Raw genomic sequence first — 12312 nt, forward strand, 5'->3', positions numbered from 1 at the left:
GGCGGCCAGCCTTGCGAAGAACCCGTCCTTGGCGGCGTACTTTGTGGTCTGCTCAATGACAATGTTCACCTGGCGCGCCGCGGCAACCCTGCCGGCGTCCCTCGCCTGCCGCAGGGAGTCAATATAGCCGGCAATAGCCCGCGGAACGTTGAGTGCGCGGCCGGCGATGTGCTGCCAGTCCTGCTCTGTCTCCGTGGGCATGAGATCGAAGATGGCGCGGATGTCCTGGGCGGGGGAGGCGATGTTGTTCAGGTCCGCGTACTCCCAGCCGGAGGCATGGATCAGCAGCTGCAGGCCCAGCCGCTCCTGCATGGCGTCAAGGGTGACGGCGTCGACGTCGTCCTCGGGCTCCAGCCCCTCAAGGTCGGTGAGGGCCTTCCGCGCAGCCTCCGCGAACTCGGCAATGCCGGCGGGGGAAAAGTCCTGGTATTCGGTCTCATGCCCGGGTACGCCAAGGGTGGTGGCGAAGGACGGATTGAGCCTGACGAGCGTGTCCGTGTAACGGTCCGCGACGGCGTCGATGCGGGTTTTCGGGCGGGCAGCGGGAGCAGTGTCTGTAGTCACACTCCGAGACTATCGTCCGGAATGCGGGAAGGTCCGCCTTTCAGCCGCGGCTTCGCTTCCATGCCCCGGGCCCGGGGGTGGGGGCCAGCCGCAACTGCTGCCGGCGCACCCAGTGCCGCACCGACGGCTTGCCGGCGGGTACGGGCTCGCTGCCTCCCAGGGAAAGGACGACGGCGGTCAGCGCCGCCAGTTCCTCGGCCGTCGGCTGGCCTTTGACAACAGAGAACACGGCGGCAGCAGGCGCGTCGTATTCGGCGGGCTCGACATCTGCAGGGCCGACGCCGGCGAGGGACCCGGCCTGAGCGTGCGAAGGTTGGGAGCCGGGGGTTGGGCCCACGCCCGCAGGGTTCCCTGGCTGAGCTTGCGAAGGTTGGGAGCCGGTGGGGGTCACAGCGGAATGTTCCCATGCTTCTTGGTGGGAAGGCTGGCGCGTTTGTCGCGGAGCGCACGCAGTCCCTTGATGATCTGGGTGCGGGTTTCGGACGGGGCGATGACGGCGTCGACGTAGCCCAGTTCGGCTGCCTGGTACGGGTTCAGGAGCTCTTCCTCATACTGCCGGATCACTTCGGCCCGCCGCGCCTCGACGTCTCCGCCGGCTTCGGCAACTGCTGCGAGGTCGCGGCGGTAAAGGATGTTGACCGCGCCCTGCGCGCCCATCACGCCGATCTGCGCGGTGGGCCACGCCAGGTTCAGGTCGGCGCCCAGTTTCTTGGAACCCATGACGATGTAGGCCCCGCCGTATGCCTTGCGGGTGATCACGGTGAGCTTGGGGACCGTGGCCTCGGCATAGGCGTACAGAAGCTTGGCGCCGCGGCGGATGATGCCCTGGAATTCCTGGTCTTTGCCGGGCAGGAACCCGGGCACGTCCACCAGGGTGATGATGGGGATGTTGAACGCGTCGCAGTGGCGGACAAAGCGGGCGGCCTTTTCCGAGGCGGCGATGTCCAGGGTGCCGGCGAACTGCAGGGGCTGGTTGGCTACGATCCCCACTGTGTGGCCCTCCACCCGGCCGTACCCGATCATCACGTTGGGGGCGTACAGGGCCTGCATTTCCAAAAAGTGGGCGTCGTCCACGATCTGCTCAACAACGCTGCGCATGTCGTAGGGCTGGTTCGCGGAATCCGGGATCAACGTGTCAAGGGCGAGGTCGTCGTCGTCGACCTCCAGTTCCTGCTGGTGTTCCAGCACGGGCGCCTCGGAGAGGTTGTTGGAGGGCAGGAAGTCCAGCAGGTCGCGCACGAATTCGATGGCGTCGGCTTCGTCGGAGGCCAGGTATGTCGAGGTGCCCGTGGTGGCGTTGTGCTGGCGCGCTCCGCCCAGGGTTTCCATGTCCACGTCCTCGCCGGTGACGGTCTTGATAACGTCCGGGCCGGTGATGAACATGTGCGAGGTTTTGTCCACCATCACCACGTAGTCGGTGAGGGCGGGGGAGTAGGCTGCACCACCGGCGGACGGGCCCATGATCAGGGAGATCTGCGGCACCACGCCTGAGGCGTGGACGTTGTTGCGGAAGATATCGGCGAACATGGCCAGGGAGGCCACGCCTTCCTGGATCCGGGCTCCGCCACCGTCGAGGATGCCCACCACGGGGCAGCCGTTGCGGAGTGCGAACTCCTGCACTTTGACGATCTTTTCGCCGTTGACCTGGCTGAGGGAGCCGCCGTAAACGGAGAAGTCCTGACTGTAGACAGCGACGGGGCGCCCGTCCACCGTGCCGTACCCGGAGACCAGGCCGTCTCCCAGTGGCTTCTTCTTCTCCATGCCGAATGCGGTGGAGCGGTGTACTGCAAGGGCATCGAATTCCACGAACGAGTCTTCATCCAGCAGGAGGGCGATGCGTTCTCTGGCGGTGTTCTTGCCGCGGGCGTGCTGCTTTTCGATCGCTTCGGGGCCGGAGGGCTGTTCGGCACGGGCCTGGCGGTCGCGGAAATCGGCGATCTTTCCCGCTGTCGTTGTCAGATCGTGGCTCATCAAAATATCTCCGGCTCTGTAGCAATGGTCCTGTGGCGCTGTCCTTCGTGGCAGGTCTGATGCGGGAGTTAAGTAGCATCCACACAAAAAACGAACCCTGCTGGCTAGTCTAGTGACGCTTCTGACGGCCGCCGCTGTAGAAAACCTACAATTTTCTGCCGTGCCGCCAGCCCGCGGCACTATGTTACTGGCCAGTAACATAACTGGGTTACAGTGATTTTATGACTTTGAGCAATGACGCTTCGGGATTGCCTGCAAGCCCCTACCAGCCCACCGGTACCCTGCGTGGCCGCACCCTCCTGATCTCCGGCGGAAGCCGCGGGATCGGGCTGGCCATCGCCACCAGGGCGGCGCAGGACGGCGCCAACATTGTGCTGCTGGCCAAGACGGGGGAACCGCACCCGAAACTTAAAGGCACCGTCTACACGGCTGCCGAGCAATTGGAGGCGGCCGGAGGCCAGGCGCTTCCGCTGGTGGGCGATGTCCGGCGGGACGAAGACGTGGCCGGAGCTGTTACCGCGGCTGTGGAGCGCTTCGGGGGCATCGACGTCGTTGTGAACAACGCCTCCGCCATTGACCTGTCCGGCACGGATGCCGTGGACATGAAAAAGTACGACCTGATGCAGGACATTAATGTCCGTGGGACGTTCCTGCTGTCGAAGCTGGCACTGCCGGCGCTGCGCGCCTCCGCCGGCAGTCATATCCTCACGCTTTCACCCCCGCTGAACCTTGATCCGTACTGGGCCGGAAAGCACCTGGCCTACACCATGGCGAAGTACGGAATGAGCCTGACCACCCTTGGGCTCGCCGAGGAGTTGAAGGGCGACGGTATCAGCGTCAACTCACTGTGGCCGTGCACCCTGATCGACACAGCAGCCATCCGCAACATGCCCCGCGGCGACCAATGGGTCCAGGCCGCGCGCGGCCCGCAGATCATGGCTGATGCCGCCCACGCCGTATTGACCGGCGCTAATCTTGGCGCCGGCAGTGCCGCCAGTGGCAACTTCTACACCGATGAAGAGGTGCTTGCTGCAGCCGGGGTAAAGGACTTCCGCCCTTACAGCCCGGGGGCGCCGGAGGACCAGCTGGTTCCGGACATCTTCCTGTAGGCGGCGTCAACAACGCGTACCGGGAGGTTTCAGCTCGGTAGGATTTAGCTATGGATGACGCACATACCCCCGGTACGCCCCTGAACCGGAGGGACCTGGCGGATCAGGACTTCCTGTCCGCCACCGGCATCCCCCGGCTGGAGGTAGTGGACTCCACCGGGTCCACCAACGCTGACCTCCTTCGTTCCGTCACCGTTGAGCCTGCTGCCTGGCCGGACCTGTCCGTGCTCACTGCCGAGTACCAGACGGCAGCGCGCGGCCGTCTGGACCGGCACTGGGAAGCGCCGCCGCTGAGCTCCATTTCCGTTTCAATTGTCCTGCGGCCCGCCAACGCCGAGGGGCGGCCGCTGCCCACGCAGACCTATTCCTGGCTGTCGCTGGTTGCCGCCCTGGCCCTGCGCGAGACCCTCCTGGAAACGGCCGGTATCCCCGCCGAACTGAAGTGGCCCAACGATGTGCTGGTGCGGGGCAGGAAGATCGCCGGCATCCTGGCGCAACTCGGTCCCATGGTGGATGGTTCCGTGCCGCCCGTCATATTGGGAACGGGCCTGAACGTCACCCTCGGTACAGCGGACCTTCCTGTCCCCACTGCCACCTCCGTGATGCTGGAGGATGCCAGCACGGTGGACCGGACCTTGCTCCTGAAGAGCTACCTTTCGAAGTTCGCTGTCCTGTACCGCAGCTTCTGCAATGCCGACGGCGATCCGGCGGCAGGGATGGCAGGCGGCACCTCACTGCACAAGCGGGTTGAGGCGGCCATGGTCACCCTTGGGAAGCAGGTGCGGGCCCAGCTTCCCGGAGACCACGAGATCATCGGCCACGCGTCCCGGCTCGACGACTACGGGTCGCTGCTGGTGGTGGACCGCGATTCCCGCGAGCACGTCGTCACTGCCGGGGACGTGGTGCACCTCCGGCCGTGGACCTCCCCGGACGCTTTCGGCCAAGGCGGTTATGCGTAAAAACCTTGTCCCGGGCGAACAGGTAATTGTCACCACCCGCCCGCAGCCGAGGAAACTCGCAGGTGCCGCGGCTGCCTTTATTCTCTCGCCGGCAGTTGCAGCCTATTTTTCGGCCTGGGTGATCCGTGGCGAAGCCGGGCGGGCAGTCCCTGCACTTTCCGGCCGGTGGACAGCCTGGCTCGTGACGGGTTGCGTCCTGGCGGCTGCTTCGGTGTGGCTCGGCTTCTGCCTGCCCCGGCTGCTGCGGTGGCACCGGACCCGCTATACCCTGACCAGCAGGAGGATGGTGGCGAGGTCCGGTGTGTGGAAGCGGCGGGACCAGCAGGTGAACCTGGCATCGGTCCGGAACCTGACTGTCCATGAGTCGGTCCTGCAACGCCTCTTCCGTTCGGGGAATATATCCTTGGAAGTCGGACACCAGAGACTGGTCACTTTCCAGGATGTGCCGGAAGTAGCCAGGTTCCGGGACTTCATCCTCGATGCCATCGAGGACCTGCCGGACGAGGACGATGCCCAGCCGGGCGGAACAACGGACTACCCCGCCGGGGCTTTGCCGTGGGAAATGAGAGAAGGTGGACCAGATGAACGATGAGCACCAGCAGGAACGCGTCGAATCCATCGCGCCCACTCCTGCCGCTGACGCCCACCCGGCCACCGGCACCATGTCCGCCGAAAGGCTGGCCATGAAGGCCCTGGAAGCCCGCTTGCTGGGCGGGGAACGCAAGCTCCGCCGTCGTGAAGTCGCCGCCGGTGCGGGGCTGTCCCTGCTGTCGGCGCGCAAACTTTGGCGTGCCCTGGGGTTTCCCAACTTCGGCGACGAGGATGTGGCCTTCACCGAGCGTGACCAGGCAGCACTCTCCAACGTGGTGGACCTGGTCCGTTCAGGAAAGCTGACGGAGGAAGCAGCCATCTCCGTCACCCGCTCCATAGGCCAGATGACGGACCGCATGGTGGTCTGGCAGATCGAGGCCCTGGTGGAAGACATGGTGCACGAACAGGGAGTCACCGATGCCGTTGCACGCAAGCGCCTGGTGAATGAGCTTCCGGCGTTGGTGGATGCGCTGGAGGAAATGCTGGTCTACTCCTGGCGCCGCCAGCTCAATGCCGGCGTCCAGCGGCTCGCCGTCCGCGCCGAAGCCGGCCTGCAGGCCAGTGAAGAAGGCCGCGAAGGCGACGAGGACGACGCCCCGCTGCCCCTGGCACGTGCCGTCGGCTTCGCGGACCTGGTTTCCTACACCAGCCTGTCCCGCCGCATGAACGAAAAGACCCTGGCCCGGCTGGTCCAGCGGTTTGAGAACAAGTGCGCGGAAATCATCTCTGTTGGCGGCGGCCGCCTGGTCAAGACCGTGGGTGACGAAGTCCTCTACATCGCGGAAACTCCCGCCGCGGGCGCGGAGATCTCCCTGGCGCTGGCCCAGGCCTTCACCGAGGACGAGATCCTGCCGGAAGCCCGGGTGGCAATGGTCTGGGGCAGGATTCTCTCCCGGCTCGGCGATATCTATGGGCCCACCGTGAACCTTGCCGCCAGGTTGACCACGCTGGCGGACCCGGGGACGGTGCTCATAGATTCCATGACCGCCTCCGCCCTGGAACACGACGAACGGTTTGTTATGGTGCCGCAGCCGCCCGAGAACGTGCGTGGTTTCGGCGAGATCCGCCCGGTACGCCTCACCCGAGGCCTCGGCAAGGGGCTGGTACTGGACTAGCAGGCCTGCTTCCGACATGAACGTCAGAGACCGAACCTATCCAGGACAGGCATGAAACAACATCCCGCCAGCATTTCCTCCAGCTCCAAAGGGTCCGGGCTGACCCTCAGCCATGGTTCCGGAACCGACCGGGGGCACCGCCGGGAGTTGAACGAGGACTCCTATATCGCCTCCGACCCCGTTTTTGCTGTGGCCGATGGGATGGGAGGGCACGAGGCCGGCGAGGTCGCCAGTGGCCTTTGCATCCGAGCGCTGGCCGCGATTCCCCAGGTCTCCACGGGTGAGCGGAGCATCACTCCTGCGGGGCTCCAGCAGTACCTGGCCGGGGCCGACCTCGCCATCCGTGAGGCGACCGGTGCGCGCGCCGGCACCACCCTGACGGGCGCGGTTGTTGTTGAACAGCTTGGCAAGCCGTACTGGCTGGTGGTAAATGTCGGTGATTCCCGCACCTACCGACTGAGCGGCGGAAATCTCGAGCAGATCAGCGTGGACCACTCTGAAGTCCAGGAACTTCTGGAAGCCGGCGAAATAACGCCGGAACAAGCCTTGGTGCATCCACGCCGGCATGTTGTCACGCGAGCGTTGGGAACCGGGGATGAGACGGAGGCAGACTACTGGCTGCTGCCTGTTGAGGACGGGGACCGCCTTCTTATTTGCTCGGACGGCCTGACAGGAGAGCTGACGGACGAGCAGATCTTCCAGATCATCAGCACCGAAGCGGACCCCCAGGGCGCCGTGGACTCCCTCATCCAAGCCGCGCTTCGCAGCGGCGGGAGAGACAACGTTACTGTCATTGCCATCGATGCCAGGAACAGCACAAGCTAACACCGGGCCGCCTTAGCCGCCGGGACCCTGGGCGGACACCGGCGGTGCCGGACCACGCGGTCGGGACCTCCTGGCCATCACTGCCGGCGTCCTCTTGGTGGGCGCCGGTGGAGGAGCTTGCCTGGTGGGGCAGGAACCGCCTTTGCACCCACTGACCCCGGCCCGCTGCCGGGGTAGGGCAAGATAGGTCTGTGAGCACAGGACCAGGCCCCGCAGAACAGACCGCCACCCGGACCACCGCACCCGGCGAACCGGAAGCCATCCCCACCGAATCGGTGCGCGAGGAATACGAAAACCTCGTCGACCTCGTCCGGAAGTACAGGTTCGCGTATTACCAGGAGGACACGCCCCTGGTCTCTGACGCCGAATTCGACGAACTCTTCCGGCGGCTGGAGGAGATCGAGGCCCTTCATCCGGAGCTGGTATCCAACGACTCACCCACCCAGGAAGTGGGAGGGGAAGTCTCCGCGGCCTTCGCCGCCGTGGAGCACCTGCAGCGGATGTACAGCCTCGAGGATGTCTTCTCCCTGGAGGAACTCGAGGCCTGGCTCACCAAGGCGTCAGCCAGTATCGGGAAGATCGGTGACGGATCGCAGCAAGCGGCCTGGCTGACTGAACTTAAGATTGACGGCCTCGCGGTCAACCTGCTGTACCGGGACGGCAAACTGGTGCGTGCCGCTACCCGCGGCGACGGCACCACCGGTGAGGACATCACCCACAACGTCCTCACCATCAAGGAAATTCCGCAGGAATTAAGCGGGCAGGGGTATCCGGCGGAGGTGGAAATCCGGGGCGAGGTGTTCATCCCGTCGCAGGCGTTCGCCGAGTTCAATGAAGCCCTGATCGAAGCCGGCAAAGCGCCCCTGGCCAACCCCCGCAACGCGGCAGCCGGCTCCCTTCGCCAGAAGGATCCGGCGGAAACGGCCAAGCGGCCCCTGAAGATGTTTGTCCACGGGATCGGCGCCCGCGAGGGGCTCCAGGCGCGCAGCCAGTCCGTAACCTACGCCTTGCTGAAGGACTGGGGCCTGCCGGTCAGCCCCTATTCTGAAGTGCTGGGAAGCTTGGACGAGGTCCTTGACTTCATCAAACGGTACGGGGACAAGCGCCACAAATTGCTCCACGAAATCGACGGCATTGTGGTCAAGGTGGATGATTTCGCCACCCAGCGGGCCCTCGGCTACACCACCCGTGTGCCCCGATGGGCCGTCGCCTACAAATATCCGCCCGAGGAAGTCCACACCAAGCTCCTGGACATCCAGGTCAACGTGGGCCGCACCGGACGTGTCACCCCCTTCGGCATGATGGAGCCTGTGAAAGTCGCAGGCTCCACCGTGGAGATGGCTACCCTGCACAACCAGGACGTGGTCAAGGCCAAGGGCGTGAAAATCGGCGACATCGTCATCCTCCGCAAGGCGGGCGACGTCATCCCGGAAATTGTGGGCCCGGTCCTTGCCCTGCGCGACCAGCAGGATCCTCCGGTCCGCGACTTCGTGATGCCCACCGAATGTCCTTCCTGCGGCACGGCCCTGGCCCCGGCCAAGGAGGGCGACGTGGACATCCGCTGTCCCAACTCAAAATCCTGCCCGTCCCAGCTGCGCGAGCGGGTGTTCCACCTCGCCGGCCGCGGTGCTTTCGACATTGAAGCGCTCGGCTGGGAAGCGGCCATCGCCCTGACCCAACCGGCGGAACCGGAAGTCCCGCCGCTGACCACCGAGGCGTCACTGTTCGACCTCACGCCGGAGCTGCTGGCCGAGGTCAAGATCCGGCGCGAGAAGCGGTCCAAGGGTGTGGCCACCGGGGAATACGAGCTGGTGCCTTACTTCTACAGCAAGGGCACCGCGAAATCGCCGTCCAAGCCCACCGCCACCACAGAGAAGCTTTTCCGCGAACTTGAGAAGGCTAAGACCCAGCCCTTGTGGCGGGTTCTGGTGGCGTTGTCCATCCGGCACGTCGGGCCGCGGGCCTCCCGTGCGCTGGCCACAGCCTTCGGCACCATGGACGCTATCCGGAAGGCGACGGAGGAGGAGTTGGCCCACGTGGACGGCGTGGGACCCACCATCGCCGCCGCACTGAAGGAATGGTTCGCCGAGGACTGGCACCTGGAAATTATCGACCGGTGGGCCGCAGCCGGCGTCAGGATGGAGGACGAGCGGGACGAATCAGTGCCCCGCACGCTGGAAGGACTGACCGTGGTGGTCACCGGCTCGCTGCCGAACTTCAGCCGCGACGAGGCGAAGGAAGCCATCCTGATCCGCGGCGGCAAGGCCTCAGGTTCGGTCTCCAAGAACACCAGCTACGTGGTGGCCGGCGAGAACGCCGGCACCAAGCTGGACAAGGCTGAACAGCTTGGCGTTCCCGTCCTGGACGAAGACGGCTTCCGGCAACTCCTGGCCGGCGGTCCGGCAGCGCTGGAGGACATGCCAGCGCTGGGGGTCACAGCAGACGGAGCCGCAACGGAGGCAACAGCATGAGCCGCCCCGGCGAACTGCTGCAGGTGGCCAAGGCTGCTGCCGCCGCCGGCGCAGCAGTCCTGGCCGGCCGCAGCAGCGAGGCCTTGCAGGCCAGCAACAAGGGTGACGCCGGTGATTGGGTCACAGCCTTCGACGTCGCCGCAGAGCACGCGGTCCGGGACGTCATTTCCGCGGCCCGTCCCAATGACAGCATCACCGGTGAGGAACACGGAACCACCAGCCCGGCGAACCCCACCGGCTACCGCTGGTCCATCGACCCGCTGGACGGCACCACCAACTTCATCCGCAACATCGTCTACTACGGCACCTCGGTTGCAGTGGCAGATGCCGACGGCGTCTGGTTGGCCGGCGTCGTTAACGCCCCTGCGCTGGGCCGCGTGTACTACGCCGCCCGTGGCGAGGGTGCTTGGCTCGAAGAGAACGGTGCCCTGACCCGGCTCGAGGGGCCGGTCCCGGGGCGAAAAGGCCAGATCCTAGCCACCGGCTTCAACTACGATCCACAGGTCCGCTCCGAGCAAGCCGCCCAGTTCGCCGCATTGCTGCAGGGTTTTGCCGATGTCCGCAGGCTGGGGTCAGCAGCCCTGGACCTGTGCCTGGTGGCGGACGGCACCCACGACGCGTTCGGCGAGCGAGGGCTGAACGAGCACGATTTTTCAGCCGGGGCATTGATCGCCGAGGAAGCCGGCTGCTGGGTCCGCCGGCCCCGGCTGACCAGTCCGCTCGAGGGCGGCCCCAGTGACCAGGAACGGCTGGATGCCTGGACCTGCGCAGGGAGCCTGGAGCTGTCCGGTAAATTCCCGCTCTGAGGCGGCATCTGCCGGGCCCCGGCCCGCTTGACGGGCCCGGCATGATAGTTCAGTCACGGAAACCCCCGATTTGCACGCTGCTACTGGCTGGTAGCACTACCATTGACGGGTGCAATCGCAGATAAGTGTCCGCCCCGCCGTCGAAACCGATTTCGATGCCGTTGCCCGCATCACCAGGGATTCCTACCTGGCAGCCGGGTACTTCGACGACGCCGACCACCCCTACATGCGCAAGGTCCAGGACGTTGCATTGCGGGCAGGCCAGGCAACTGTCTGGGTGGCCGAGCGGGCAGGGCAGGTGGTCGGGTCGGTCACGCTTGCCCGCGCCGGCGAGCCGTACGCGGACATTGCCCTGCACGATGAGCTGGAGTTCCGCATGCTGGTGGTGGACCCGGCCGTGCAGCGCAGCGGTGCAGGCAAGGCCATGATGGCGGCCATTCTTGAACACGCCAAGGAACTGGACGGGGTCAAGGGTGTGTCATTGACCACCGGAAGCACCTGGGAAAGCGCCCGCGGCCTGTACAGCAAAACCGGGTTCGCCAGGGTCCCGGAACGGGACTGGTATGTGCCCGGGACTGACATAAAACTGCTGGTTTACCGGCTGGACCTGTAGCCGCCCTAAAGTGGTGCCGACGCACTCCAGCTTCGAAAGGCCCACCATGCGCAAAACCTTCGGCACCGGCTCCGTTTGGGAACAGACCCTCGGCTACTCCCGCGCCGTCCAGGTGGACAACACCCTCTACATTTCTGCCACCGCCGCGAGCGGCGAGGACGGCATCGTGGGCAATGACTTCTACGCCCAAACCCAGTTCATCCTGCAAAAGCTCGGTAAGGTCCTCGCCGACGCCGGCTTCAGCTTCGAGGACGTGGTGCAGTCCAAGCTGTACCTGACGGACATCAGCCAGTGGGAAGAAGCCGGGCGTGCCCATGGCGAGGTCTTCGGCGACATCCGGCCCACCTTGTCCCTGGTGCACGTCCTTCCGTTCCTTGATCCGGAGATGCTGGTGGAGATTGAACTCGTAGCGCAGAAGAGCGCCAGCTAGCTCTGTACCCTTCCGGTTACGGCGAGCCCGGCAGGCCGTAGCGGTGCTCCGGCCTGCCGGTGGTCCCGTAGCGCAGCTGGATGTCCACTGCGCCGTCGTCGGCAAGTGAGGACAGGTACCGCTGCGCCGTAGCCCGGGAAACACCCACCCGGCCGGCCACTTCCGCCGCTGAATACTGCTCGCCGGGCACCAGCGATTCGAGCACTGCTGCTTCCGTTGCCGAGCGCGGCTTTGATGACGGCGTGACGTCGCCGGGGATCAGGGCGCGCTTGGCGCGCTCCACCGCATCCTGGTCCAGGGCGCCGGGCTGGCCCAGCAGGCGCCGGTACCGGGCGTAGGAGCGCAGCTGCTGGGACAGTGACTCGGACGTGAACGGCTTCATCAGGTAGCCCAGTGCGCCGCGGCGGAACGCCACCCGGATGGAGGCAGAGTCTGAGGCCGCGCTGAGGATCATGGTGTCCACATCGAGTTGTTGGAGCAGGTCCAGGCCGGAGGCGTCCGGGAGGTAGACGTCGAGCAGCACCAGGTCCGGCCGAAGGCTGTGGATGGCCTGGAGCGCGAGGGACGCCGTTCCCACCGGTGCCAGAGACAGGAAGCCCGCCACCGAATCCACGTAGGCGGCGTGCAGCTTCGCGACGTGGAAGTCGTCATCCACGATCAGCACCCGAAAGTCCTCAGCCATCGTTGTCCTTTCCAGCTGCATCCTTCAGCCCTGCGTCTGCGTGTTGAGCCTTCTTTGTTCCTGCTGTTGTGCCGGGGAGCGTGGCCATAAAGACGGCTCCGGGCCCGCCGCGGGTGCCCGGATCCAGCAGCTTAACGTCGCCGCCGCGCCGCCGCGCCAGCTGCCGCGCCAGCGCC

The 12312-nt window shown here is 65.6% G+C and carries 13 protein-coding genes and 1 pseudogene; 9 read left to right on the forward strand and 5 right to left on the reverse strand.

Annotated features, from left to right (window positions below; translation table 11 throughout):
• The 3 genes from AC5RWX_RS24285 to AC5RWX_RS24295 form a co-directional block, all read right to left on the reverse strand.
• The coding region (locus tag AC5RWX_RS24285; RefSeq protein WP_494098849.1) for a DUF885 family protein at positions 1-564 on the reverse strand (564 nt) is incomplete at its 3' end.
• 40 nt (positions 565-604) lie between these two features.
• A complete protein-coding gene (locus tag AC5RWX_RS24290; protein WP_494098860.1) occupies positions 605-793 on the reverse strand; it encodes an acyl-CoA carboxylase subunit epsilon in 189 nt (62 codons plus the stop codon).
• A 158-nt stretch (positions 794-951) separates the two neighbouring features.
• The gene (locus AC5RWX_RS24295) at positions 952-2535 is read right to left on the reverse strand and encodes an acyl-CoA carboxylase subunit beta (RefSeq protein WP_494098850.1); all 1584 of its coding nucleotides are present in this window, start codon (positions 2533-2535) and stop codon (positions 952-954) included.
• Positions 2536-2756: 221 nt separating this feature from the next.
• Between AC5RWX_RS24295 and AC5RWX_RS24300 the strand changes: the two genes are divergently transcribed.
• From AC5RWX_RS24300 to AC5RWX_RS24340, 9 genes are all read left to right on the forward strand, one after another.
• Positions 2757-3644 (forward strand): SDR family oxidoreductase, encoded by an 888-nt coding sequence (locus tag AC5RWX_RS24300; protein ID WP_494098851.1) that lies wholly within the window; start codon positions 2757-2759, stop codon positions 3642-3644.
• A 50-nt stretch (positions 3645-3694) separates the two neighbouring features.
• Entirely contained in the window at positions 3695-4603 is a 909-nt protein-coding gene (locus tag AC5RWX_RS24305; protein ID WP_494098852.1) for a biotin--[acetyl-CoA-carboxylase] ligase, read from the forward strand.
• Positions 4596-5195, forward strand: a complete 600-nt coding sequence (locus tag AC5RWX_RS24310) for a PH domain-containing protein (RefSeq protein ID WP_494098853.1) — start codon at positions 4596-4598, stop codon at positions 5193-5195. The genes AC5RWX_RS24305 and AC5RWX_RS24310 overlap by 8 nt, the downstream gene beginning before the upstream one ends.
• Positions 5185-6309, forward strand: coding sequence for an adenylate/guanylate cyclase domain-containing protein (locus AC5RWX_RS24315; protein ID WP_494098854.1), 1125 nt, complete (start codon positions 5185-5187; stop codon positions 6307-6309). The genes AC5RWX_RS24310 and AC5RWX_RS24315 overlap by 11 nt, the downstream gene beginning before the upstream one ends.
• 51 nt (positions 6310-6360) lie before the next feature.
• Positions 6361-7134, forward strand: coding sequence for a PP2C family protein-serine/threonine phosphatase (locus tag AC5RWX_RS24320; RefSeq protein ID WP_494098855.1), 774 nt, complete (start codon positions 6361-6363; stop codon positions 7132-7134).
• Between the two features lie 260 nt (positions 7135-7394).
• Positions 7395-9605, forward strand: coding sequence for an NAD-dependent DNA ligase LigA (ligA, locus tag AC5RWX_RS24325; RefSeq protein ID WP_494098861.1), 2211 nt, complete (start codon positions 7395-7397; stop codon positions 9603-9605).
• On the forward strand, positions 9602-10411 hold the full coding sequence (locus AC5RWX_RS24330) for an inositol monophosphatase family protein (RefSeq protein ID WP_494098856.1): 810 nt from the start codon (positions 9602-9604) through the stop codon (positions 10409-10411). Before ligA ends, AC5RWX_RS24330 begins: the two co-directional genes overlap by 4 nt.
• 109 nt (positions 10412-10520) lie before the next feature.
• Positions 10521-11024, forward strand: coding sequence for a GNAT family N-acetyltransferase (locus AC5RWX_RS24335; RefSeq protein ID WP_494098857.1), 504 nt, complete (start codon positions 10521-10523; stop codon positions 11022-11024).
• A 46-nt stretch (positions 11025-11070) separates the two neighbouring features.
• A complete protein-coding gene (locus AC5RWX_RS24340; protein ID WP_494098858.1) occupies positions 11071-11454 on the forward strand; it encodes a RidA family protein in 384 nt (127 codons plus the stop codon).
• A gap of 16 nt (positions 11455-11470) precedes the next feature.
• Here the strand turns inward: AC5RWX_RS24340 and AC5RWX_RS24345 are convergent, their stop codons facing one another.
• Together AC5RWX_RS24345 and AC5RWX_RS24350 are read right to left on the reverse strand one after the other, a co-directional pair.
• The gene (locus AC5RWX_RS24345) at positions 11471-12136 is read right to left on the reverse strand and encodes a response regulator (RefSeq protein WP_494098859.1); all 666 of its coding nucleotides are present in this window, start codon (positions 12134-12136) and stop codon (positions 11471-11473) included.
• A pseudogene (locus tag AC5RWX_RS24350) lies at positions 12129-12312 on the reverse strand (histidine kinase); the annotation flags it as partial. The pseudogene AC5RWX_RS24350 and the gene AC5RWX_RS24345, both read right to left, overlap by 8 nt.

It is taken from the genome of Arthrobacter sp. SPT-J7 (assembly GCF_059089965.1).

Bases quoted from the DNA above. Each gene is read 5' to 3' on its own strand.
- AC5RWX_RS24295 (WP_494098850.1), bottom strand. From the start codon at position 2,535: ATGAGCCACGATCTGACAACGACAGCGGGAAAGATCGCCGATTTCCGC.
- AC5RWX_RS24300 (WP_494098851.1), top strand. From the start codon at position 2,757: ATGACTTTGAGCAATGACGCTTCGGGATTGCCTGCAAGCCCCTACCAG.
- AC5RWX_RS24305 (WP_494098852.1), top strand. From the start codon at position 3,695: ATGGATGACGCACATACCCCCGGTACGCCCCTGAACCGGAGGGACCTG.
- AC5RWX_RS24310 (WP_494098853.1), top strand. From the start codon at position 4,596: ATGCGTAAAAACCTTGTCCCGGGCGAACAGGTAATTGTCACCACCCGC.
- AC5RWX_RS24315 (WP_494098854.1), top strand. From the start codon at position 5,185: ATGAACGATGAGCACCAGCAGGAACGCGTCGAATCCATCGCGCCCACT.
- AC5RWX_RS24320 (WP_494098855.1), top strand. From the start codon at position 6,361: ATGAAACAACATCCCGCCAGCATTTCCTCCAGCTCCAAAGGGTCCGGG.
- AC5RWX_RS24330 (WP_494098856.1), top strand. From the start codon at position 9,602: ATGAGCCGCCCCGGCGAACTGCTGCAGGTGGCCAAGGCTGCTGCCGCC.
- AC5RWX_RS24340 (WP_494098858.1), top strand. From the start codon at position 11,071: ATGCGCAAAACCTTCGGCACCGGCTCCGTTTGGGAACAGACCCTCGGC.
- AC5RWX_RS24345 (WP_494098859.1), bottom strand. From the start codon at position 12,136: ATGGCTGAGGACTTTCGGGTGCTGATCGTGGATGACGACTTCCACGTC.